This is a genomic window from Effusibacillus consociatus (assembly GCF_042652925.1).
GTDB lineage: Bacteria > Bacillota > Bacilli > Tumebacillales > Effusibacillaceae > Effusibacillus > Effusibacillus consociatus.
On the sequence record NZ_JBHSHC010000023.1, the window covers coordinates 1 to 22,417 of the forward strand.

Annotated in this window: 20 protein-coding genes; 5 read left to right on the forward strand and 15 right to left on the reverse strand. The window is 45.5% G+C overall.

The genetic code is table 11. From position 1 onward, the window contains the following. Nucleotides 1-185: 185 nt before the first annotated feature. Complete coding sequence (locus ACFO8Q_RS03830; RefSeq protein ID WP_380024413.1) at nucleotides 186-851, forward strand: WD40/YVTN/BNR-like repeat-containing protein; 666 nt, start codon at nucleotides 186-188, stop codon at nucleotides 849-851. A 411-nt stretch (nucleotides 852-1,262) separates the two neighbouring features. Here ACFO8Q_RS03830 and pobA read toward each other — a convergent pair whose 3' ends face one another. Then, nucleotides 1,263-2,495: a 4-hydroxybenzoate 3-monooxygenase gene (gene pobA / locus ACFO8Q_RS03835; protein WP_380024414.1), complete on the reverse strand. Its 1,233-nt coding sequence runs from the start codon at nucleotides 2,493-2,495 to the stop codon at nucleotides 1,263-1,265. Nucleotides 2,496-2,664: 169 nt separating this feature from the next. Here pobA and ACFO8Q_RS03840 point away from each other — a divergent pair, with 169 nt between their 5' ends. Together ACFO8Q_RS03840 and ACFO8Q_RS03845 are read left to right on the forward strand one after the other, a co-directional pair. Beyond that, nucleotides 2,665-3,474 (forward strand): IclR family transcriptional regulator, encoded by an 810-nt coding sequence (locus tag ACFO8Q_RS03840; protein WP_380024416.1) that lies wholly within the window; start codon nucleotides 2,665-2,667, stop codon nucleotides 3,472-3,474. Next, nucleotides 3,471-4,268 carry an IclR family transcriptional regulator gene (locus ACFO8Q_RS03845; RefSeq protein WP_380024417.1) on the forward strand — a complete coding sequence of 266 codons (798 nt, stop codon included), beginning with the start codon at nucleotides 3,471-3,473 and terminating at the stop codon, nucleotides 4,266-4,268. The genes ACFO8Q_RS03840 and ACFO8Q_RS03845 overlap by 4 nt, the downstream gene beginning before the upstream one ends. Nucleotides 4,269-4,317: 49 nt before the next feature. On the opposite strand, the gene ACFO8Q_RS03850 is transcribed toward ACFO8Q_RS03845, so the two are convergent. The 10 genes from ACFO8Q_RS03850 to ACFO8Q_RS03895 all read right to left on the reverse strand — a co-directional run bounded on the left by ACFO8Q_RS03850 (nucleotide 4,318) and on the right by ACFO8Q_RS03895 (nucleotide 14,175). Next, on the reverse strand, nucleotides 4,318-4,818 hold the full coding sequence (locus ACFO8Q_RS03850) for an aromatic-ring-hydroxylating dioxygenase subunit beta (RefSeq protein ID WP_380024418.1): 501 nt from the start codon (nucleotides 4,816-4,818) through the stop codon (nucleotides 4,318-4,320). Next, complete coding sequence (locus ACFO8Q_RS03855; RefSeq protein ID WP_380024419.1) at nucleotides 4,790-6,172, reverse strand: aromatic ring-hydroxylating oxygenase subunit alpha; 1,383 nt, start codon at nucleotides 6,170-6,172, stop codon at nucleotides 4,790-4,792. The genes ACFO8Q_RS03850 and ACFO8Q_RS03855 overlap by 29 nt, the downstream gene beginning before the upstream one ends. Nucleotides 6,173-6,235: 63 nt before the next feature. Then, the gene (locus tag ACFO8Q_RS03860) at nucleotides 6,236-7,681 is read right to left on the reverse strand and encodes an MFS transporter (RefSeq protein ID WP_380024420.1); all 1,446 of its coding nucleotides are present in this window, start codon (nucleotides 7,679-7,681) and stop codon (nucleotides 6,236-6,238) included. Between the two features lie 426 nt (nucleotides 7,682-8,107). Further along, nucleotides 8,108-8,911 carry a DODA-type extradiol aromatic ring-opening family dioxygenase gene (locus tag ACFO8Q_RS03865; protein ID WP_380024422.1) on the reverse strand — a complete coding sequence of 268 codons (804 nt, stop codon included), beginning with the start codon at nucleotides 8,909-8,911 and terminating at the stop codon, nucleotides 8,108-8,110. 14 nt (nucleotides 8,912-8,925) lie between these two features. After that, nucleotides 8,926-9,120 carry a 4-oxalocrotonate tautomerase gene (locus ACFO8Q_RS03870; RefSeq protein WP_380024424.1) on the reverse strand — a complete coding sequence of 65 codons (195 nt, stop codon included), beginning with the start codon at nucleotides 9,118-9,120 and terminating at the stop codon, nucleotides 8,926-8,928. A 28-nt stretch (nucleotides 9,121-9,148) separates the two neighbouring features. Continuing rightward, nucleotides 9,149-9,931 (reverse strand): 2-keto-4-pentenoate hydratase, encoded by a 783-nt coding sequence (locus tag ACFO8Q_RS03875; protein WP_380024425.1) that lies wholly within the window; start codon nucleotides 9,929-9,931, stop codon nucleotides 9,149-9,151. 13 nt (nucleotides 9,932-9,944) lie between these two features. Then, complete coding sequence (gene dmpG, locus ACFO8Q_RS03880; protein ID WP_380024426.1) at nucleotides 9,945-10,973, reverse strand: 4-hydroxy-2-oxovalerate aldolase; 1,029 nt, start codon at nucleotides 10,971-10,973, stop codon at nucleotides 9,945-9,947. Nucleotides 10,974-10,988: 15 nt separating this feature from the next. Beyond that, nucleotides 10,989-11,873 (reverse strand): acetaldehyde dehydrogenase (acetylating), encoded by an 885-nt coding sequence (locus ACFO8Q_RS03885; protein ID WP_380024427.1) that lies wholly within the window; start codon nucleotides 11,871-11,873, stop codon nucleotides 10,989-10,991. A gap of 37 nt (nucleotides 11,874-11,910) precedes the next feature. Continuing rightward, nucleotides 11,911-12,690 (reverse strand): 2-keto-4-pentenoate hydratase, encoded by a 780-nt coding sequence (locus ACFO8Q_RS03890; protein ID WP_380024428.1) that lies wholly within the window; start codon nucleotides 12,688-12,690, stop codon nucleotides 11,911-11,913. Nucleotides 12,691-12,702: 12 nt separating this feature from the next. Then, complete coding sequence (locus tag ACFO8Q_RS03895) at nucleotides 12,703-14,175, reverse strand: aldehyde dehydrogenase (protein WP_380024429.1); 1,473 nt, start codon at nucleotides 14,173-14,175, stop codon at nucleotides 12,703-12,705. 244 nt (nucleotides 14,176-14,419) lie between these two features. Here ACFO8Q_RS03895 and ACFO8Q_RS03900 point away from each other — a divergent pair, with 244 nt between their 5' ends. Continuing rightward, nucleotides 14,420-15,184, forward strand: a complete 765-nt coding sequence (locus ACFO8Q_RS03900) for an IclR family transcriptional regulator (protein ID WP_380024430.1) — start codon at nucleotides 14,420-14,422, stop codon at nucleotides 15,182-15,184. Between the two features lie 22 nt (nucleotides 15,185-15,206). Then, nucleotides 15,207-16,145 (forward strand): amidohydrolase family protein, encoded by a 939-nt coding sequence (locus tag ACFO8Q_RS03905; protein ID WP_380024432.1) that lies wholly within the window; start codon nucleotides 15,207-15,209, stop codon nucleotides 16,143-16,145. Between the two features lie 232 nt (nucleotides 16,146-16,377). Here the strand turns inward: ACFO8Q_RS03905 and ACFO8Q_RS03910 are convergent, their stop codons facing one another. The 4 genes from ACFO8Q_RS03910 to ACFO8Q_RS03925 form a co-directional block, all read right to left on the reverse strand. Beyond that, nucleotides 16,378-17,658 carry a SpoVR family protein gene (locus ACFO8Q_RS03910; RefSeq protein ID WP_380024433.1) on the reverse strand — a complete coding sequence of 427 codons (1,281 nt, stop codon included), beginning with the start codon at nucleotides 17,656-17,658 and terminating at the stop codon, nucleotides 16,378-16,380. Nucleotides 17,659-17,671: 13 nt separating this feature from the next. Beyond that, nucleotides 17,672-18,823, reverse strand: coding sequence for a sporulation protein YhbH (gene yhbH / locus ACFO8Q_RS03915; RefSeq protein WP_380024434.1), 1,152 nt, complete (start codon nucleotides 18,821-18,823; stop codon nucleotides 17,672-17,674). Between the two features lie 38 nt (nucleotides 18,824-18,861). Continuing rightward, complete coding sequence (locus tag ACFO8Q_RS03920; RefSeq protein ID WP_380024435.1) at nucleotides 18,862-20,757, reverse strand: PrkA family serine protein kinase; 1,896 nt, start codon at nucleotides 20,755-20,757, stop codon at nucleotides 18,862-18,864. 211 nt (nucleotides 20,758-20,968) lie between these two features. After that, the gene (locus tag ACFO8Q_RS03925; protein WP_380024436.1) at nucleotides 20,969-22,351 is read right to left on the reverse strand and encodes an MATE family efflux transporter; all 1,383 of its coding nucleotides are present in this window, start codon (nucleotides 22,349-22,351) and stop codon (nucleotides 20,969-20,971) included. Nucleotides 22,352-22,417 lie beyond the last annotated feature (66 nt).

Genomic DNA, 22,417 nt, shown 5'->3' on the forward strand with positions numbered 1-22,417 from the left:
GAATTCAGTTCGACATGAGGTTATTTTCATCCTTCTGCTGGTGCTGAGAAGCAGCATGGGGATCTTATTTCTTAAATGGTGAAATGGCTTGGACTTATGAGATGTCATCCCAGATTGTGTACCGTACTACTGATGGGGGAGTCGCTTTTTATTTTCTGGATTCAAAATACGGATGGCTCGAGCTCATGAGCGGTGGTCATAGTCAATCAGGAGAGCTTTTTCATACTGAGGATGGTGGTATGCATTGGTTCGAAGTCTCCGGCTATGGAACAAACAGACCCAATCAACTTCCCTTCGGGGGCTCAAATTATTTTAGAGATACCGTACATGGATGGACCGGTCGAAGCAGTGATCAGTGGGGAAATTATCCGGATAACCTTTGGCTAGTTAAAACCAGGGATGGTGGAAAGACATGGTTTCACCAAAATCTGCCTTTCCCTGAAGACTGCAAGTCCAACTGGAAATTCATCCATGCTCCCCAATTTTTCGACACGAAAAACGGGGTTCTCCCTGTTACTTTCAGTCATCCAAAAAATGCTTTCATGCTTTATATAACTGAAGATGGAGGGGAAACATGGAAGCAAACGAAAATGCTTGATAACATCGGAGACGGTTATGCCATGGCGGTGACTTTTAAAGACAGGAACCATGGATGGGCTTTTGGCGGTGATCGCAGCAAGCTTTATAAAACAACAGATGGCGGAACAAGTTGGGCAGAAATAACACCTAACATCTATTTAACCAATACATCCCAAATTCAGTTTGTCACTGATAAAATCGGATTTTTACTCACCAATAATAATCACCTTTATAAAACGATAGACGGTGGCGAAAATTGGGTACAAATCTGAGTGTGACATAATCAGAGCCGCTGAGACCTGATATGGAGCGTTTCAGAACATGCAGCGATAGCCCTTCACCTTACTACAGTCGTAGGAAAGTTAGGGCTATCTCTTTTTAGATCGAATCGTTTTTTCAAATTATCCGCCAAGCATCCGTGAAGCACAAAACCCCTGTGCCCTCGCTCATCTCGGGAACGTGCCAATCCGCGTCATGTTTAAAAAGCGGAAAATCAAAGGGACATTCTCTTCCCCTCAGCTTTTTGATGTAAAACCCATCGTCTCACCTCGCCGCTTTCAGCACCTCCAGTTATATTCTCTTTTTACATAACTTTGAGTTTGACAGGGGGTACTGGGGTCCATGCTGTGACAGCTAACAAGAAAGATATTTTTGAGCCAGTTCAGTGAATGTCTTCACATCCGCTAAGATATAAGTCGCTTGAGCGTGAATGAACCTTCATCTGAAGCGTTGGGCCACTCCATCGGCAAACCTACGTAGTTCTCTGCAAGGCTGGTCGCTGCTGCACGTGAGGAAGTCACATAATCCAATTCGGCGAGCTGAATGCCACGCTCGAACGGGGTATGGTCATCATGACGGTGCAACATAGAAGTCATGTACCAAGAGAAGCGTTCTGCCTTCCAGACACGGCGCAGACAGATTGCGGAATAGCTCTCGAGCAGTTCAGTTTTTCCAGATTTGTAGAAGGCATCGAGGCCACGTGCCAAGACCTGGACATCCGCGATGGCCAGGTTGAGCCCCTTGGCACCAGTCGGCGGAACGATGTGCGCTGCGTCACCGGCAAGGAAGAGTCTGCCATACTGCATCGGATCACAGACAAAGCTGCGCATCGCGACAATACCCTTCTGGATAATCGGACCCTCGATCAGTTTCCAGCCATCCTTGGTGGCAAGCCGTTCATGGAGTTCCCACCAGATCCGGTCGTCAGACCAGTTGGCGATGTCATCCTTGGGATCGACCTGGATGTAGAGACGCTGGATTTCCGGCGAACGCGTGCTGAGCAGGGCGAAACCACGCTCGTGATTGGAGTAGATTAGCTCGGGTGCTGACGGCGGTGCTTCGGTGAGGATGCCAAGCCAGCCGAACGAATAAATTTTCTGGTATTCCTTGCGGATGGTTGCCGGAATGGAAGGCCGGCTTGGACCATGGAAGCCGTCACAACCGGCAATATAGTCACAGTTTATTTCTTGGAGATCGCCGTTCTTATCCTTGCGGAAACGGATCTTCGGTGCCAGGGTATCGAAATCGTGCAGGCTTACATCGCCGACATTGAAAATGATCTCCCCACCCGCCTTGAGCCGGGCGGCAACCAAATCCTTGATGACCTCATGCTGGGCATATACCGTGACCTTCTTCCCGCCGGTAAGCTCATGCATGTTGATCCGGTGGCCGTTGCCATTAAAGCGCAGTTCAATCCCATGGTGGAAATGCCCCTCCCGCATCATCCGCTCACCGACACCCGTCGCATTCATCAGATCCACTGTGCCCTGCTCGAGCACACCCGCGCGGATCGTTCCCTCGATTTCTTCGCGGGTGCGGCTTTCGATAATGATGGACTCAATTCCTTGAAGATGTAAAAGGTGCGAGAGCATCAGTCCTGCCGGGCCAGCTCCGATAATTCCAACTTGTGTGCGCATATTCACGTCCCCCTTTTTTGATTGCTATCATTTTTCTAACATTAGGAATATTTCTATGGTCGAAAACGCTTACAACCTTCTGTTGATGATGATATAATATTGTTGTACCAATTAGAAGATTTAGATTCTTCTATACAGAACAACAAAAATTTTTATGAGGTGAGTACTTATGGACAGGCGAGATTATCTTCTCCATTCAGTTAAAAATGCGATGAGAATCCTCCGTCTGTTTTCGATGGATGAACCTGAGCTCGGAGTCACCCAAATCTCTTCCAGATTAGGATTAAGCAAAAGCTCCACTCACCGTCTGATTGCCACCTTATTAAAACAGGGATATCTTGAGAAGAATGAAATAAATAGTAAATATCGTCTGGGACTAGCTCTATTAGGGCTCACTGGGGTGATTACCAATACTCTGGAAATTCATAGAGAATCTCTACCAATCCTGCAAGATATAGTGGAGCAATTAGGTGAAGCTGCACATCTCGGTGTATTGGAAGGTAACGATGTAGTCTATCTTCATAAAGTGGAATGCAAACATCCTGTTCGCCTTCTTTCCCACATAGGAAAAAGAAATCCGGCCTACTGCTCCAGTGCGGGAAAAGTCATTCTTGCTTACCAGAGCGAAGAAGTGATTCATAGAGTTTTAGAATCCGAACTGTACCCCTATGGTCCAAACACCATTACCAATCCTGAGAAACTTCGGGAAAATTTGATGGATATCAGGTGCAAGGGATATTCGATTGCCATAGATGAACTGCATGAGGGCGTAGTAAGCATCGCTGTCCCTGTAAGGGATTACACTGGAGCGGTCATTGCTGCTATTAGCGTTGTTGGTCCGAAACAAAGAATGTCGGAACATCAGTCTCCCTATCACATTCAAATTCTTCATCTTGCGGGACAGAAACTTTCCAAACAACTCGGGTTTATTGAAACTGATAACAAATGCACCATAAAAAAAATTAGGAGGGACATATGACCAAAGACGAAAAAGATGAAAAGCGTTTTACGACTTTAGAAAGTGCGCTGCACCTATTAGATTTATTTTCATTGGATGAGCCTGAGCTGGGGATCAGTGACATAGCCGGGAGATTGGGGATTGCCAATAGCACTGCCCATCGCTTGGTAACGACGCTGATGACCGAAGGTTTTATTACGAAGGACCAACATACGAAATTGTATCGCTTGGGAACATCTATTCTTGCTCTTGGAAATATTGTAACCTGGCAGTCCGAAATCCATAAGATCTCCCACCCGGTTTTAGAAGTCCTTGTCCAACGATCCAATGAAACAGCTCATATTGGAGTTTTAAGGGGTTTTGAGGTGATCTATCTCAACAAAATGGAATGTTCCCATCCTGTTCGTTTGCTTTCCTATCTTGGGAAACGGAATCCAGCCCATTGCACCAGTACCGGACAAGTATTACTCGCTCACCAGCCACCCAAAGTCATCGAGGACTTTTTGCAAAAAAAATTAGAGCGTTATACATCGAAAACGATTACCGATTCAACCACTTTACTCAACCGTTTAAAGCAAATCAAAGAACAGGGATATTCCCTGAGTGTTGAGGAACTGCATGAAGGAGTCTCGTCTATCTCGGCTCCAATTCGAAATCCCAAGGGTCAAGTTGTCGCCGCAATCACTATTGCGGGTCCGATACAGCGTATTAACACCCGTACGATTCCGAATCTTATTGAGCTTGTAATGAAGTCCGCTAACGAAATGTCCCATCTATTGCAAGTTGAAAGTCGGAAAAATAAGGCTGTTGATTGAGACAACAGCCTTCTTCATAGTCTTCGATCGGGAAGTCTCTTTACGCTACCTACAAAAACATACTCAGATTCATAACCCCTAAAACAGCCTGGTCAGGATAAATGGTTCGTGATGCGATTCTCCATCCTTCATTTTCCTTTCGCAACACATCCGCCCGCTCTCCAAATAATTGTTCGGCATTCAGGTCTGAACCTCTGCTCCGCAGGAATAAAAAATAACTTCGTACTTGATATTCCTCAGACTGTAATCCGGGTTCAATAAAGATATTGCTTATGAAATGCCGCTGTCGTGGAGCCGGGTTTTCGACCCACGCAGATGTTGTATAAAGCCTTTTCACCCTTGTCGTGAGTGATTTTTTCGTTTCCTCAAAATAGGTCATGTCATCGACAAGATTGGATCCATTTTTCCCCTCCGTCGTGACACGCACAGGCATTCGGTACACGATATCATCGGCCAGCAAGTTCAACCATTCTTCATATTTCCGATGATCCAATAAATAGGCTTCATGGTAAAGAAAATTGCTAATTTGGTATTGTAATTTCGAGTTCATTGGCGTTTTTCCCCCCGTCAATAGGAAGATCTCTGGTGAGCAGTTCTAACCAGTATTCATGTATACTTCTTGATAAGGAATCAAGGTAACAGGTTGGATAAGCGATACCGGGTCCAGGGAAGGTTTCATCGGGCTCAACTCGATCGAATCCCATCAGATAATTGCAGACATTGTTGTAGCTCAGTGTTTTATCTCGTGCCATAATCCCTTTACTGGCCTGAACCATGCGAGCCCAAATTTCAGTGTCGTCTTGCTCCAATGTCCCAGAAGGCCCGAATGATCCAATATACCCTTTATAGGCTTCTTCTTTGTATTCTTCCGGAGCCGCCTTATCAATCATAAACCAACACCAGATTTCAATTTTATCGGGTCCCAAAGGTCTCCAAAGCCGAAAATTTAAATAGTTATGCAAATGTCCCTCTGTTCCATGCACGGGGCTTACAAATGAAAGATTTGGGAAAACCCCTCCCACAAAGACGGTCGTTTTCGATAAGATCTCGAATTGTTCTGGACTTAAGTTTCTTTCGAACATCGGCCACATTGACTCAGGCATTCCTTGGAATGCATAGGCAGATCGACCTGTAGCAGACGTGATAACATTGATGCCATGCCCATGTCCTAAAACGACTTGGTGTCCGTACCCAGCATACAAGGGGTCTTTGGGACTGATTCCCATTTCAACTGTGGATCGATGAGTCGTTTGAACGTGATAGGGATCCGCAGCGAAGTTTTCGAATGTCATTTTCCAATTGGCTTGGGCTACCCAACGTTGAGGGACTCCTCTGACTTCCATTCCCCCATCGCTTCTACCCAGCAAAATATCGAAATACCATTTCATATCCCCAAGATAATCTTCCAAAGGCATGGCATTCGGATCCAAGTTTCCAAAGATCATTCCTTGATAGATCCCAATCCTCGGAATCGGCCGAAGAGACCATTGATCTTTTTTCATCTCCTGTCCGTATACCTTGTCTCCTGCTACAATACCAATGAGATCTCCCTCAAGGTTAAAACTCCATCCATGATAGGGACAAGTAAACGTTTTCTTTTTTCCGAAATCTGCTGTACACAGGTGTGTACCTCTATGAGTGCAAGAATTGAGGTAAGCTTTAAACTCTCCAGAATTGGTTTTGACAAGCAGCACAGGATCGTTGACCATCCATCGTGTCACATAACTCCCCGGTTCCTTTAATTCAGATTCATGGGCCAAAAATTGCCAGGTATGACCAAATATCTTGTCGATTTCCAATACGTAGATTTCCGGATCCGTTACCACCCACTGAGGTAATAATCCCTCCGCCATTTTTTGTTTCAGCGTCTGAAACATTTTCGCATTTAGGCTGTTTCTGCTCATCAATTCTTCAAACCCCCTTACACTTATTAAATGCTAGTTTCATAATACTTGGTTTAAACGTTATTATACGGATGCCTTCGTATCTCCAGCGTTTATGATAGATACTTGTTTTGCCCTAATTCCCATATAGATCAGACAACTGATAGCCATCAAAGCTCCATCCAAGAGCAGGGCACTTCCCCAACCTCCCGTATAATCACGCATCGCCCCGGAAATGACAGGTGATAATAAAGCTCCAATTTCAGATACGAGATTTAACATCCCAAACGCCGATCCTCGATGTTCAGGAGGGGCCATTTCAGACGTCATCGCCTGAGCAACCGGCTGCAAAGCAAAGAAGAAGAGACCCGACAAGAACAGAAGAATAGACATCACAACAGGATCTTTATAACCGCTCATTACATAAAAAGCGAAGATAAAGATGAGAAATGTTAAGGTAGCTGTTAATCCAATTAACACGTTGCGCCGTCCATTCGTCTTGTGAGCAACCATGTCAGAGATTTTTCCCCCAACAGGAAACCCGATCAAACCGGCCAAAGCATTAAAAGAAGCAATCAATGCGGCGGTCGTTAAAGCTCCCCCTCCGAAATCTTTGACAATTGCTGTCGACCAGAATCCATAAAACCATAAATGCCATAAAACCGCGATGTATCCAACATACATTAAGTTTAAGTTCCGATCCTTGAGAATAGGGCCAACTTCAGATGTTTTTGTTTTATAGACATAGTAGATAAAAGCAATGGCAAGTGCTGTAAACACCCCCCCAATCATTGCAGGCGTCATCTTTAGATAATCGGTAATGAAGTAGATCCCCATGATAACCGCAAAAAAGACGATGGAATATTTAAACAAATTTAAAAATGCCTTCCCGAAGGGTTCCCGGGTTGTGTTATCAAAATTGAGGGGTCTCATGTATTTGTACATCAATAGAGCTGTGATTAAGGTTATGAGTCCCATAACCACAAATGGAACTTTCCATGACTCATTTCCCAAGATCGGTTGAAATGATTTAATAAGATAAGGAGTGCCAAGCAACCCCACTGTTAAGCCGGTAGAAAGACCGCTTATTACAACGCCCATACCCAAACCTATTTTGTTGGGAGGCGTTACTTGAGCGATGAGGGATCGATCGTTTGAATAAAATACTCCTTCGCCTAATCCGGTTAATACCCGCAAAGCTATAAAAATGATTAACCCAGAGAACAAACCGGAAATAAGAGTGGTGATGCCGGCCCAAACAATACTTACAATGACTATGGTTCGATAACCGAAACGATCCCCAAAGTAGCCCCCCGGGAATTGGGTAAGCATATATCCAGCGAAAAATAAACTCCCCAAAAGTCCTCCAAGTGCATGAGGATTTGCCGCAGACTGTAATAAAGACACTTTATTTTCAATCATCCAAGTCACGACCGGTCCTGTTAATGTACGGTCGGCATATGAAACAAACCATCCCAAAAATAGCATTGCCCAAATTGTGTGGTACCGCTGCCATCCCTTTTTTTCCATTTATATCGCTCCTCGAAATGAATTTCATTGTGTAAGAATTTTACTTTTTTATAGGAGATAGGGTGAACAAACAGTCGTATCTAACTTGACAAATTTATAATTATTGACTATTTGAATGGCTTCTTCCTGACTATTTACGGGAATTATCACATCCATGGCAGCCAATATTCAGAGGATCAGCAGGGTCACTGACTTAAGTCCTTCGTCCTCTGCTCGAAAGCGCTTACAAATTTAAGGTAAATCTAATGTGTCCCCAGTAGCTGTTGACCCCGTAGAGTAGGTAACCTATCCTGCACTATTTTTTAAATGTTACCGATTGCTGCTCTGTTAAAAACAATTTCCAAAGAGGGAGCCAGACTATAAAACTAGTACTTCCTTACCCAGCATGTCTGCCTCCCATTTTTTCAACAATATGAAATTATTGTTTTATTGCGGTTTAAAAGTCATGACCACATTGGCACTGCCCGAAGATTGACCATAACCGTAATATTGACTTTGATAGCTTCCTTCTAATACACCGAGCAGCAGCGCCAAATGTCGCCCTCCAGATTCAACGCCTGCCGCTCTTGCATACTGAGGGAGCATTTTCCAAGCCGACGAAAGATCATTTTGGTGCAAATACTCGAGAAACTGGTTATCGAGAGCTTGTTCGGCAAGCGTTGGCATAAAGTGAGGACCTCTTATAAGATTATGAGAAAGAGCCCCACTGCTCGCAAAAACAACCCGTTTGTTACTTTCACGCAGTACCTTTCCAATCTGCTGTCCCCATAAATATGTTTCTTCCAGATTGGCTGCCCAGCATACTGAAAGATCAATGACAGGGATATTGCCTTTCGGAAGAAGGTATCGAAGAGGGACAACTGTACCATAATCCCATACATAAGTGGGATCGTTTACCTTTACAACAGGAAGACCTGCATTTTGCCCCGCCTCCACCAACTGGCTAGCCAGTTCTTCATCACCCGGATGATAATAAGGAACATCCGAAATCAGCTCCGGACATTCAAATGCTGTTAGGACTCCTTTGTGTTCGGGTGTCGCATCCACAAAATGATGAAAACTGGACATCCAATGACAGGAAACAAGAAGCAAGGCATCAGGTTTAACGGTTTCAATGACACTTGCAACTTCGTGCATTCCCTGAACTAATTCTCTTAGAAAATCAGGGGCTTTATCTTCATGGCACATCCTTGGAGTATGGGGTACAAGCATGCCTAATTCAATCGTCAATGTGAATCCCTCCTCTATCTGCCTGGTATATCAGAGACTGGGGTTCCTCCGATACCCCAGTGGGTTTTGGGAACCTCCGTCACAAGAACACGAACGTTTTCTTTCGGCGAATCAAGTGTAGCGCAAACAACTTCCGTTACGTTCCGGATGAGTTCCTTGACCTTCTCTTCCGGCCGCCCCTGCATGATTTGAATATTTACAATCGGCATGGTAAACCTCCATTATCGAAAAATTTTTCTATTCTGACACCTTAAAGGAAACTTCCCCTAAACCGTCTGCTTTAGCCAAAACCGTATCGCCAACAGATAACATCGCAGCGCCCGTAATGCCGCCGGTTAAAATCACGTCTCCGGCTTTGATTTTTTCTCCCCTTCTTGCCAGCATATTGGCCAGCATGGCGATGGAGTTAGCCGGATGTCCAACGACAGCGGCCCCCGCTCCCAGATCTTTAATCTCTCCGTTAATAAACAAGGTGACTCCTACTAAATCAAGTTCTAATTGATCCGGTCGAATAGGACGATTCCCAATTACCACTCTTGAGGATGAGGCGTTATCTGCAATGACATCGGGTAACGTAAATTGAAAATTCTCATAACGACTATCAATAATTTCGAGTGCAGGTACAACATATTCGGTAGCAGCAAGCACTTGAGCCCCTGTAATGCCAGGACCTTCGATATCTTTTCCCATAATAAAAGCAATTTCCGCCTCTACCTTGGGGTGAATTAACTCCTGCCTCTTTATGCTTCCGCCATCAGGCACAACCATATAATCGAATATATAGCCATAAATGGGTTCTTCCACATTCATTTGTTTCATTTTCGCTCGACTCGTTAACCCCATTTTAGGTCCAACAATCCGATGTCCCTGTTCGAGTTTTAGAGCAACCAATTCTTCTTGTACCCGATACGCGTCCTCAATGCTTAGAGGCGTTTCTTTCGTAATCCGAACCACTTCACGTTTTTCCACTTCCGCCAGATGTAAAAAACTGGCGATGGATTTATAATCGACACTGCTCATTCTTATTCCTCCCCTAGCGGACAACAGCTTCAAGCTTTTTCTTCGCAATTTCTGCTGCCACATCCACGATCATATCTTCTTGACCGCCCACTACTTTACGCTTGCCTAGTTCAATCAAGATATCCCGGGAATCGATATCAAACTTCTTTGCTGCCCGTTGAGCATGAAGCAGGAAGCTGGAATAGACACCGGCATAACCCAAAACCAGGCTGTCCCTGTTGATCTCTTGTGGAACTTGAAGAATTGGCGCAACAATGTCTTCAGCAAGATCCATCATTTTGTAGAGATCAACCCCGGTATCTATCCCTAGACGATCCAAAACGGCAATCAATACTTCCGTTTGCGTATTTCCGGCACCAGCCCCCAAACAACGCACACTGCCGTCAATCCGTGTGGCCCCCTCTTCAATCGCAACCAGGGTATTGGCCATCGCCAAAGACAAATTGTTGTGGCCATGGAAACCGATGTTAATGTCTACATGTTGACGAAGAGCACGAATGCGTTCCTTCACTTCATGAGGAAGCAAGGCTCCTGCAGAGTCAACCACATACACCGTATCCGCCCCGTAGCTTTCCATTAACTTCGCTTGTTCTACAAGCTTTTCCACCGACGCCATGTGCGACATCATGAGAAACCCTACCGTTTCCATCCCAAGATCCTTAGCTAGAGCAATATGTTGTGCGGAAACATCTGCCTCGGTCACGTGAGTAGCAATTCGGGCCATCTTTGCTCCCAAATGGGCAGCTTGTTTTAATTCTTTCATCGTGCCAATGCCAGGCAATAACAATACCGCTACTTTCGATTCATCACAAACGGATACCGCCGCCTCGATCAATTCGAATTCGTTAGTCCGAGATATTCCATATTGCAAAGAGGAACCAGCCAGGCCATCGCCGTGAGACACCTCGATATAAGGTACATGGGCTTCGTTTAACTCTTTTGCTACTTTTAGTACTTGATCTACAGTATATTGATGGGCAATGGCATGACTTCCGTCGCGCAAGGCCACTTCGGTTATATAGATTTGACGTTGTTGTGTCATTGATTTCCCCTCCTTCTACACGGTTTGTTTGGCCAGATGATGTTTAGCAAACTCTTCAGCTACTTTTACAGCCGCAGCGGTCATAATGTCGAGATTCCCTGAGTACTTCGGTAAATAATCTCCAGCCCCTTCAACTTCCAAGAATACAGTGACCCGATTTCCGTCAAAAATCGGTTCTGTTCGCAAACGGTATCCAGGTACGTAAGACTGTACCGTTTCTACCATTTCTTGAATCGATCGAGTAATCGCTGCTTCGTCCATGCTTCCTTCTTCCACCAGGGCATATACGGTATCTCTCATGAGAATCGGGGGTTCAGCCGGGTTCAAAATAATAATGGCTTTCCCTTTTTTAGCCCCACCAATGACTTCAATCCCACGTGCAGTCGTTTGGGTAAATTCATCAATGTTGGCCCGTGTTCCGGGTCCCGCACTTTCGCTTGAGATGGTCGCTACAATTTCAGCATACTCAACAGAGCATACTCGATTTATAGCATGAACAATCGGGATGGTCGCTTGGCCACCGCAGGTAATGAGGTTGACATTATCGGCTTCCAAGTGTTCCCCTAAGTTAACAGGAGGTACGATCAAAGCACCAACGGCAGCAGGCGTCAGATCAAGAACCATTTTCCCCGCTTCCCTCAACAATTTCGCGTGACGGATATGAGCTTTCGCCGAGGTAGCATCAAAAACAATATCAGCTAGCTCTGGACGTTCAAGAAAACCTTCAATCCCTGTAACTATGACTTCATATCCGTGTTCTTTCGCTCGCCGTAATCCATCTGAATCCGGGTCAATCCCAATCATTGTGGTTAATTGGAGAACATTTGAACGTTCCAACTTCATCATTAGATCCGTACCAATATTTCCAGAGCCCAGAACAGCAACTTTCACTTTGGACATGAATTCTCACTCCTCAACTTTGCAATATCATGTCAAATTATTCGATAAAACGAACGTTCACTTCCCCAAGGTGGGCAAACCTTGCTTGAAAATGATCTCCCGGTTCTGCATTAACCGCCGCGGATAAAGCACCGGATAGAATTACTTCTCCAGCCTTCAAGGGAATTCCAAATTCAGATAACTTATTGGCCAACCAGGCTACACAGGTAGCAGGATGTCCCAACGCCGCTGCACCGACTCCTGTGTTCATGATCTCACCGTTTTTGTACAGGACAACCCCGACTTGAGCCAGATCAAGTTGATCAACCGTAAGAGGTTTTCCCCCGAGCCCATAGAGACCCGAAGAGGCATTGTCAGCCACCGTATCCTGCAATTTGATTTTCCAGTCCGCTACGCGGCTGTCTACAATTTCAAGAGCGGGGAGCACGTATTCTGTGGCCATCAGAACATCCGTAGCCGTCACTTTGGAACCAATCAAATCTTTTTTTAATACAAAAGCCACTTCTGCTTCAACTTTGGGTTGAAGAACTCGATTCCACGAGATTGCTCCTCCATTTTCCACAACCATCCCATCCAGTAGATGACCGTAATCCGGTTGATCCACACCCAACAATTTTTGCATAGCAAGGGAGGTTAATCCAATCTTCTTGCCAACCACCTTCTGACCGGCGTCCACTTTCTTCTGAATGGTCAACAATTGTACTTGATACGCTTCCTCGATGGTGATATTTGGATCTAATTCGGTGAGGGGAGAAACCCCTCGCCGTTCTTTCTCCGCTTGAGCAAGCAACTCAGAAAATTGCGCTGTCTTGTCCATCCCAGCGTCCTCCTATAACTTGATGCAGATATTGGATAATTCACTATAGAATTCAAAGCTGTGCATACCGCCTTCACGGCCAATACCGCTTTGCTTCATACCACCAAACGGAGTACGAAGATCACGTAAGAACCAGGTATTTACCCAGATGATCCCGGCTTCGATTTGTGCGGCAACACGGTGAGCACGACGAAGATCGTTCGTCCAGATCGATGCACTCAAACCATAATGGGTATCATTCGCTTGAGCAATGACTTCTTCTTCCGTATCAAACGGAATCACCGTTACAACAGGTCCAAAAATCTCTTCACGAACGACACGGCAGTTGCTATTCAATCCTACAATAATCGTAGGCTCGAGATAGTACCCTTTTCCCAACCCTTCCGGACGCCCGCCACCGGTTAAAATTTCTCCACCTTCCTCTTGCGCCAGTCGAATATAGTTCGTTACACGTTCATAATGCTCTTCCCCAATGAGTGCTCCTACCTTCGTTTTGGGATCAAACGGATCACCGACAACCAATTCTTTTGTCTTTGCTGCAAATTTTTCTAAAAACTCTTCGTACACCGGACGCTCAACATAAATGCGGGAACCGCAAAGACACACTTCCCCTTGGTTAATAAAACTGGATTTTAACGTAGTTTCAATGACTTCATCTAAGTTAGAATCAGCGAAAATAAGATTGGGATTTTTCCCCCCCAGCTCATAGGAAAGTTTCTTTAAGGATTTTGCAGCGGCCGCCATGATGATTTTTCCGGTTGTGGTTTCTCCCGTAAAGGAAATCGCGTCCACATCCGGATGTTCCGTCAGGGCTGAACCGGCTGAATCTGGACCGAAACCATGAACAATGTTAACCACACCATCCGGTACACCCGCATCGCGGCAGATTTCACCGAGCAGCGTAGCTGTCATCGGGGTTAATTCAGCAGGCTTAATCACCGCTGTATTTCCAGCTGCCAAGCATGGTGCTAATTTCCAAGTCAACAATAAGAGAGGAAGATTCCAGGGATTAATCAAACCTACGACACCCACAGGACGGCGAATCGCATAATTGATGGCTACGTCATCCGTTTGGTAAGCTTCAGTTCCCAAAGATCTTAAATAGTCTGCAAAGAAATGAAAATTATAGGCAGAACGTGGGATGTCGACCGAGTCCGCCAGCCAATAGGGTTTTCCGGTATCCAGTGATTCCAACTGGGCCAATTCATCTTTTCTTTCCAGAATAATATCCCCTATACGCCGAATGACCGCAATTCGATCATGGGTAGTCATCTTTTTCCAAGGTCCGTTTAAGGCTTTTCTTGCTGCCGCCACCGCGAGGTCAACTTCTTCTTTTCCACCTTCGGAGACGGTACCCAAAATTTCTTGCGTAGCAGGATTAATGTTCTCAAACGTCTTTCCGTTGATAGAATCCACGTACTGACCATTTATAAAATGCTGACAATCGATACCTTTTATCTTAGTTGCTAATGTTTGCTCCTGCATAAGTTGAGCCTCCTTTTAGTGTGATTGGCTAGAGTGTGAAAGGGTTTACAAGAACTTCTTGCTGTTAAGCATAGACTTCATTTGTTGCTTATACAATATATTAGTTGCTATATATGCAACATAGAAAAATAAATTTTTTAGTTTTTACAGCGTTTGTTTTGCTTAAAAATACATGCTAGAATAAAAAGTGGATATTAATAGAACATTGTTGCTCCATAAACAACAAAAGAAAGCAGGAAATGCATTGAGCGAAGATCAGTTGTATTCTTCAGTAAAAAATGCCCTTCGTATTTTACGGAGCTTCACACTGGATGAACCGGAGAAAAAAGTCACAGACTTAGCTTCTGAATTGGGATTAGGAAAAAGTTCAGTCAGCCGTTTGCTCGCTACAATGGCTAGTGAAGGATTTGTGATCAAAGATCCCGAAACACAAAAATATCGATTGGGTTTAACCATTCTAGGTTTGAATACGGTCGCTATTTCTTGTCTCGAAGTCACTCGAGAGTCACAGCCCATCCTGCAAAGACTGGTTTATGAGATTGGGGAAACCGCGCATGTTGGTACACTGGAAGGAATGGATGTTGTTTATCTCAATAAAGTAGAATGCAAGCATCCCGTCCAAATTTTAACCCACATAGGAAGAAGGAACCCGGCTCATAGCACAAGTTCCGGCAAGGTGATTCTTGCCTATCAAGGGGAAGAAGTGATAGAGCAATTGATTGAAAGAGGGCTTCAAAAGTATACAGTCAACACAATAACCGATCCTGATGACTTTCGTTCCACCCTAAAAACAATAAGGGAAAGGGGATATGCGATCAGTATTGAGGAAATGCGTGAAGGGGTCGCATCGATTGCAGCACCGGTACAGGATTATACCGGCAAGGTGGTATATGCCATCAGCGTGATTGGTCCGGTTCACCGGATGAATCCATACGATGTTTCCATCATCAATAAAGTAAAAAGTGCTGCTAAAGAAATATCAGAGAAACTAGGTTACTGGAAAAATTAAATCGTCTGGAGACGTGATACCTGTGTACGACATGCATACTCACTTTATTCCACCAGAAGTCTTGCTTTGGCTGAAGGATCATCAACATATCGTTCATGCCAAATGGGAGAAGAAATCCCCTAATCAGGCTGATTTTCTTGTTGTGAATGGTAAATGGGGTTTTGAGTTGAAGGAGTCCTTTATCAATCCAGCTGTTTACCTTCAAGAACAAGAAAAGGCTGGCGTCTCTCACTCGCTTGTTTCACCCATTCCACAACTGTTTATGTATGATTTCCCCGAAGACATTACAAGGGAGATTTCATCCGTCTACAATCGTGCCCTAGCCCATTGGATTCGTGACCATAGTGAACGGTTATCGGCATTGGCTACAATCCCACTTAACAATCCTGCTAAGGCAGCAAACGAATTAAAACATGCTATGGGCTTAGGATTAAAGGGTGCCATCATTGGTCCTGGATTATCGAATGTGATGTTAACGGATGAGTACTTTACCCCTTTTTGGGAGGAAGCAAACCATCAGAAAGCCATTATTTTTATACATCCCTTACTCAGTGAAGATCCCCGATTAAAGCAGCGAATGATGCCCAACCTGATCGGTGTTCCTTGGGAAACAACCGTTTGTGCTACAGATCTTTTACTAAGTGGGTTGCTGGACAAATATCCAAATGTGAAAATCCTGCTCGCCCATGGCGGTGGTTTCCTTCCTTACCAAATTGGCCGGTTGAATACAGGATTCGAAAAATGGAGCAGTGTCTCTTCATCCTTGCAGGCTCCTCCCATTGAGTATTTACGTCGTTTCTGGTTTGATACCGTCCTTTGGAACCCTTCTGGTTTGAATTATCTAGTGGAAGTTGTGGGAGAAGACAAAGTGGTTCCTGGATCCGATTTTCCCTTTGATCTTTGCGCTTGGCCTCCGGTATTCACTAACCAAAGCGGTGTCGACTCAATTTTAAACGCTTGATAGGAAATTGTGGTGTAGCCAAAGCTGCCCTTTAAGCTGAAAAAGGCTGCCTTAATGGCAGCCAGGGGCTGTCCCAAAAGTCATTTTGGGTAAAATTTTGTCCTACTGGGCAGCCAAATTTGTACTAAAAACAGTTACCCCATACCACTTTTGCCGTGGTACGGGGTATTTTTCTTACAATTTCGGGATTGGAAATCTCCTCATCCAGCAACAAAATTCAGATTCCATCATATTACAAAAATGTATGATTCTCCTTCACCCCATCATACGTAAACAACACGGGGCGATTCCCCAAGACAGTCTCCAGATGAACAGGCCGTCCCCACAAGGTGTAAACGTAGGGAAGAGTTTTTCGAACGTAGCTCTGATCAAGTTCCAGACCTTCGTATTTGTGCAGGAGATATAGCTCCCCTTTGCGGTTGTAATCATCATCGACCGCCACGATATACGGGTATCCTCCGTTTGTCCGGCTGAGAATCAACCGCTCCTGGATTTTCTCCCATTCCTTACTGGTGATCCGGTATTCCTCGCCTTGTTTCTTAAACAGGTACAAATCCATTCGTTCCACCAGTTCAGGAATCAGGTAATTGCGAATAAAGGAAACATCGTTATTGCTTTCCCTTATTTCAAAGATCATGTCCAGTCCGTACTCCCGCTCCAGATACTCAAACATCCGCAGCCCCAAATGATAGGGATTGATCCCCGTTGCAGAGGGGAGTGTGACAGCTGCGTTCATCTTGGCGAATTCGACCGCTTCCTTCTCTTTAAGATCCAGTTCCCGCATAATCCGAATATGCCAAAAAGTAGCCCATCCCTCATTCATAATCTTGGTTTCCAATTGAGGCCAGAAGTACAGCATCTCCTCCCTGACCCGATAGAGAATGTTGCGCTGCCAATCTTCCAGATGATCGGAGTTGTGGGCAATAAAGAGCAGAATATCCTTTTCTTCTTTGTTATCTGACAGTGTCTGTTGAGGGACCCCGTGAATCGTGCCGTCCCTCATAACAGATAAAGGATCAACATGTTCCTTAATGGAGAGCGCCGCATCCAGAAACGACTCGACCGCTTCCCGGCCGTATTCAAACTCCATTTCTCTGATTTGCCCGGCGGTAACCGACATGCTTTCCACCATATTCCGATTGGTCAGAGAAAAGTAAGCATTGTTTTTAAAAAAGTCGCTGTGTCCCAGGACGTGAGCAGCAATCACTTTATTTTGCAGCAGACTGTTTTTCTCCAAAAGAAACGCCTGACAGGGATTGGAGTTGATGACAAGTTCATAGATCCGGTTCAAGTTGAAATCATAGTCCATTTTCATCCGGTTAAATGATTTGCCGAAGCTCCAATGGGAAAATCGGGTCGGCATCCCGTAAGCCCCGATCGCATAGATCACATCGGCCGGACACAGCTCATAGTGCATAGGGAAAAAGTCTAACCCCATTTGTTGAGCAATCGTGGTAATCCGTTCAATTTCTTTTTCCAGCTGATCTGCATCACGAATCCAAACCTCCCCCATCTCACTCCCCCCCTTATCCCGTTTCCGCCATCTGTTCCTTGAAAAAGCTTCGCAGAGCCCGGTACACATCCGATTTTTGAGCGATTGCACAACGAACAAAGTGAGGATCGTCAATCTTCCGGAGTTCCGCCATGAGCGCACTGTCGCGCAGAGACTTTGAAATTTCCCCGTAGCCTACCATATTGCACTTCTCTAGCAAAAGCCTGATCAGTTCCGCCGTTACCTGATTGTCACTGCCAAAGTTGTCGCCGTCGGAAAAATGAAAGGCATACAGATTAAAACGCTCCGGCGAATAGTTCTCTTCAATCATCTTCAAAGCAAGTTCATAAACGGACGAGCATCTGGTCCCGCCGCTCTCCCCTTTCGTAAAAAACTGCTGTTCGGTGACTTCCTTCGCTTCCGTATCATGGGCGAGAAAAACGATTTTTACATGCTCATACTTTGTCCGCAAGAAACGAACCATCCAAAAGAAGAAACTGCGGGCGATATATTTCTCGAAGGTTCCCATCGACCCCGAAGTGTCCATCATTGCCAACACAACTGCCTGCGAAGACGGACGATCCTTCATTTCCCACGATTTGAATCGCAAATCGTCTCGTTGGATTTGCAGGGCGCCGCTCCCACCCGCCAGAGAATGCCGCTTGATGCTTTCCCGCAGGGTGCGCCGTTTATCTACATTTCCCATAATCCCCTGTTTGCGGACGTCGTGAAATTGAATGTCCGGTTCTGTCATTTCATGGGCAGACTTGTTTTTCAGCCGGGGCAGCTGCAAATCTTCAAATATCAGTTCCTCCAGTTCATCCACCGTGATTTCCGCTTCATAATACTCTTCTCCCGGACTGCTGCCAGCCCCTGTTCCTTGACCCGCACCCTGCGAAGGTTTGCCGCGGGCCACCAAATCCCCGACATTCGCATCTCCTTGTCCCTGTCCCACCTGTTCCTGATTCTCATAATTGAACCGAAAATGATACTCTTGAATCGACCGGATCGGGACCCGGATTTTTTCTCGCCCGTCGGTCATGATGATTGATTCTTCACTGACCAGATCGGCCAAATTTTTCCGAATGGCTTCCTTCACCTTCTCCTGATGGCGTTGCTGATCAAGATACCCTTTCCGGTGAAGAGACCAATCCTCTTTCGAAACGGTAAACAACGACTTTTCCACGGGTCTCTCCTCCCCACTCTTTCTAAACTGAAAATTACTCAGCGGTTTAAAAGGCTCCCGACGTATCTGACCAACTCATTCGCACAAACCGGACAATGTCCGTGCTTTTCAATCAGCTGCCGGGTCACTTCATTCATTTTTTTCAAATGGTTTTCATCCGGTACTTTGGAAGAAGTGGTGATTTTTACAACATCCTTCAGGTCGGCAAACAGTTTTTTCTCAATTGCTTCTTTCAATCTTTCGTGAGAGTTGTATTCGAATTTCTTTCCTTTGCGGGCATAGAGGGAAATTCGGATTAAAATCTCTTCCCGGAAAGATCTTTTTGCATTTTCGGAGATTCCAATCTGCTCCTCAATCGAGCGCATCAGTTTTTCATCCGGCGGCATGTCTTCTCCAGTTAGAGGATCCTTTAATTTTTGACCGTGGCAGTAGGCTTCCACGTTATCCAGATAATTGTCGAGAAGCACCCGTGCCGATTCCTCGTACGAGTATACAAACGCTCGCTGAACCTCTTTTTTCGCCATCTCATCGTATTCCTGACGTGCCAGAGCGATAAAATTAATGAATCGCTCTTTCTCATCGCGGGTGATCGACGCGTGTTGGTCGAGTCCGTCCTTCAGAGCGCGCAGGATATCGAGGGCATTGATACACGTTTTGTCCTCTTTCATCAACGCACTGGAGATGCGATTGATCACATAGCGGGGATCGATTCCGAACATTCCCTCATTGATGACTTCCTTTTTCAATTCCTCGACGTCTTTTTCGTGGAATCCCTCCACCTCTTTGCCGTCATACAGATACATTTTTTTAATTAGGTCCATCCCCTGCTTTTTGGACTCTTCCAAGCGGGTCAGAATCGAAAAAATGGCGGCTGTTTTAAGGGCGTACGGAGCAATATGGACATCTTTCCTGTCACTTTGGCCAATCAACTTGGCGTAGATCATCTCTTCTTTGCTTACTTGCAGGTTGTAGGGGATTTTCATCACAATGATTCGAGAATGGAGGGCTTCGTTTTTTTTGTTGCTGATAAAGTTCCGGTATTCGGTTTCGTTGGTGTGGGCCACAATCAGTTCATCGGCGGAGATCAATGCAAACCGGCCTGCTTTGAAGTTTCCTTCCTGGGTGAGCGACAGCAGGTTCCAGAGGAATTTTTCGTCACATTTCAGCATTTCCTGGAATTCCATCAATCCGCGGTTTGCGATGTTCAATTCTCCGTCAAACCGGTATGCTCTCGGGTCGGATTCAGATCCGTATTGTGTTATGGTCGCAAAATCGATGCTTCCTGTGAGATCCGCTATATCCTGCGATTTGGGATCAGACGGAGCAAATGTTCCAATCCCGACCCGTTTTTCTTCGGATAACACGATGCGGTGCACCGGCATGTCCTCAATCCGGCCATCATATTCCAGTTCCAATCTGTGGCGGCAGAGCGGACACAAGCTCCCCTCAATCGGAACGCCCAGTTCCATTTCAAACTCAGGCCGGAGAGCTTCCGGAATCAGGTGAAGCGGCTCTTCATTCATCGGACAACCGTCGATCGCGTACACCGCTCCTTCATCCGTTCGCGAATAGGCTTCCAGCCCCTTTTTCAACAGATTCACGATCGTCGACTTTCCCCCGCTGACAGGCCCCATCAGGAGCAGCAGTCGCTTCCGGATATCCAGCCGGGCGGCTGCCGGTTGAAAGTATTCCTCGACCAGTTTCTGGATCACGTCATCCAATCCGTATAGTTCTTTTGTGAAAAAGTGGTACTTTTTCTTCTCTCCATCGGTTTCCACTCCCGCATACTTGATCATGTGATAGATGCGAGAATGTGAGTGTTGGGCGATGGCGGGATTTTCTTTCACCAGGGACAAATAATCGGCAAACGTTCCTTGCCAAAACAACTTCTTCTCCTCACTCCGGTACGCAGACAGCTTGTCCAACATGTTCATGACACCCAACCTCCTGTCAATTTGATTAAAATAGGGCACCGCAGATATGTCCGCCTTCCTCATGAAATTGTAAATTCCACCCTTGGAAAGAAAAGACATACGCTGTCAGTACCCTTGTCGTCAAAACATATTCAATTTTCATAATTTATACTCTCATTATACAGCATTCTGTCAGCCGTGAAAACTTTCTTTTTATCTGAGGGCAAGTAATTTATCCTGCGGCGGAGGATCCTCCCCGCTCAGGCTCCACCAACACATTCTTTTCCCACGCACGGCTTTTCCAACGCAAATACATCAGGATGCCCCGTACCCATTCGTCAGCTGCAAACGCCATCCAAATGCCCAATAGTCCAAACTGGAGGTGGATTCCCAAATAGTAGGACAGCGGCACACTGATCCCCCACATGGAAAGAATCCCCATCAGCATCGGGAATTGAGCGTCCCCCGCCGCACGAAGGGAACTGATTACAACCAGATTAAACGTCCGCCCGGGTTCAAGAACGATACATAATAACAACAAACTTGCACCCATTGCAACAATTTCCGTGTCTTTCGTAAAGATTCCCATCAAACTTTCCCGGAAGAAGGCAACCACCGTGACGACAGCTATTGTAATCAGCAGACTCCATTTCAGGCTCTGCAGCAATTGCCGATAAGCCCCTTCTTTATCTCCGGCACCGATCTTGTGTCCGACGATAATTTGTGTTCCTTGCCCGAGCGACAATCCGAACAGCATAATAAAAAACATGATGTTTAACGCATAGACCCGGGTCGCAAGAGCGGCAGTTCCCAGCATCGTGATAAAGAAAGTGATCATGATCTGACTCGTTTGGTAAGAGACGTGCTCTCCCGCGCCAGGAATCCCAATTCTTAAAATTTTCTTGATCGGTTGAAGCTCAAAGTTTAAGTAGTCTTTCGGAGCAATCGGATAGCGGAGACGGCGATACATCAGCACAAACATTACGACAAGTGCAAGCGCACGGCTGACCGCAGTTGAAATTGCAACCCCGGTCACCCCCATCTGCGGTACCCCGAATGCACCATAGATAAACAAATAGTTTCCGAATACATGCACCACGTTCATCCCCAGAGAAACAAACATCGCATCGCGTGTAAATCCATTTGATCGGACAATGGAAGAAACCGTCACCAGCAAAGCTTGCACAAAGACGGTACCTCCAACGATGTTTAAATAGAGTCCAGCATATTCCACAAGATGAGAAGGAAGTTTCAACAGATGCAGGAATTGATCCCTAAAAAGTACAATCACGGCGCTGATTGCAATTCCCATCAGCAGATTGATCGTGATGGAGATGGCCGATACCCTGCTTGCTTCCGCATGCTTTTGGGCACCCAAGTACTGAGCCACGACAACGGCGGTACCTTGTGCAACGAAACCAAACAGGATAATCGCCATAAAGATCAGTTGATTCGCTACACCAACAGCAGCAACCGCCTCATCCGAGACATGAGCCAGCATAAATGTATCTGCACTGCCCATCAGCATATGCAGGAAGGATTCAACAAAGATCGGCCACGTTAATGCAAACAAGCTGAGTTTTTCGACGGATTTAAGTTTCGAGTTGTTCAACATGAATTTCGACTCACTTCCCGTTTCCATTTGTTCATTAATTAAATTACTTAACATTTATCCAGTATA

Excerpts from the sequence above, each read along its gene's own strand:
- ACFO8Q_RS03845 (WP_380024417.1), top strand. The coding sequence starts at position 3,471 with ATGACCAAAGACGAAAAAGATGAAAAGCGTTTTACGACTTTAGAAAGT.
- dmpG (WP_380024426.1), bottom strand. The coding sequence starts at position 10,973 with ATGACACAACAACGTCAAATCTATATAACCGAAGTGGCCTTGCGCGAC.
- ACFO8Q_RS03920 (WP_380024435.1), bottom strand. The coding sequence starts at position 20,757 with ATGAACATGTTGGACAAGCTGTCTGCGTACCGGAGTGAGGAGAAGAAG.
- ACFO8Q_RS03830 (WP_380024413.1), top strand. The coding sequence starts at position 186 with ATGAGCGGTGGTCATAGTCAATCAGGAGAGCTTTTTCATACTGAGGAT.
- ACFO8Q_RS03855 (WP_380024419.1), bottom strand. The coding sequence starts at position 6,172 with ATGAGCAGAAACAGCCTAAATGCGAAAATGTTTCAGACGCTGAAACAA.
- ACFO8Q_RS03925 (WP_380024436.1), bottom strand. The coding sequence starts at position 22,351 with ATGTTGAACAACTCGAAACTTAAATCCGTCGAAAAACTCAGCTTGTTT.
- ACFO8Q_RS03890 (WP_380024428.1), bottom strand. The coding sequence starts at position 12,690 with ATGGACAAGACAGCGCAATTTTCTGAGTTGCTTGCTCAAGCGGAGAAA.
- ACFO8Q_RS03895 (WP_380024429.1), bottom strand. The coding sequence starts at position 14,175 with ATGCAGGAGCAAACATTAGCAACTAAGATAAAAGGTATCGATTGTCAG.
- ACFO8Q_RS03875 (WP_380024425.1), bottom strand. The coding sequence starts at position 9,931 with ATGAGCAGTGTCGATTATAAATCCATCGCCAGTTTTTTACATCTGGCG.
- ACFO8Q_RS03870 (WP_380024424.1), bottom strand. The coding sequence starts at position 9,120 with ATGCCGATTGTAAATATTCAAATCATGCAGGGGCGGCCGGAAGAGAAG.
- pobA (WP_380024414.1), bottom strand. The coding sequence starts at position 2,495 with ATGCGCACACAAGTTGGAATTATCGGAGCTGGCCCGGCAGGACTGATG.
- ACFO8Q_RS03910 (WP_380024433.1), bottom strand. The coding sequence starts at position 17,658 with ATGGGGGAGGTTTGGATTCGTGATGCAGATCAGCTGGAAAAAGAAATT.
- ACFO8Q_RS03840 (WP_380024416.1), top strand. The coding sequence starts at position 2,665 with ATGGACAGGCGAGATTATCTTCTCCATTCAGTTAAAAATGCGATGAGA.
- ACFO8Q_RS03885 (WP_380024427.1), bottom strand. The coding sequence starts at position 11,873 with ATGTCCAAAGTGAAAGTTGCTGTTCTGGGCTCTGGAAATATTGGTACG.
- ACFO8Q_RS03850 (WP_380024418.1), bottom strand. The coding sequence starts at position 4,818 with ATGAACTCGAAATTACAATACCAAATTAGCAATTTTCTTTACCATGAA.
- ACFO8Q_RS03860 (WP_380024420.1), bottom strand. The coding sequence starts at position 7,681 with ATGGAAAAAAAGGGATGGCAGCGGTACCACACAATTTGGGCAATGCTA.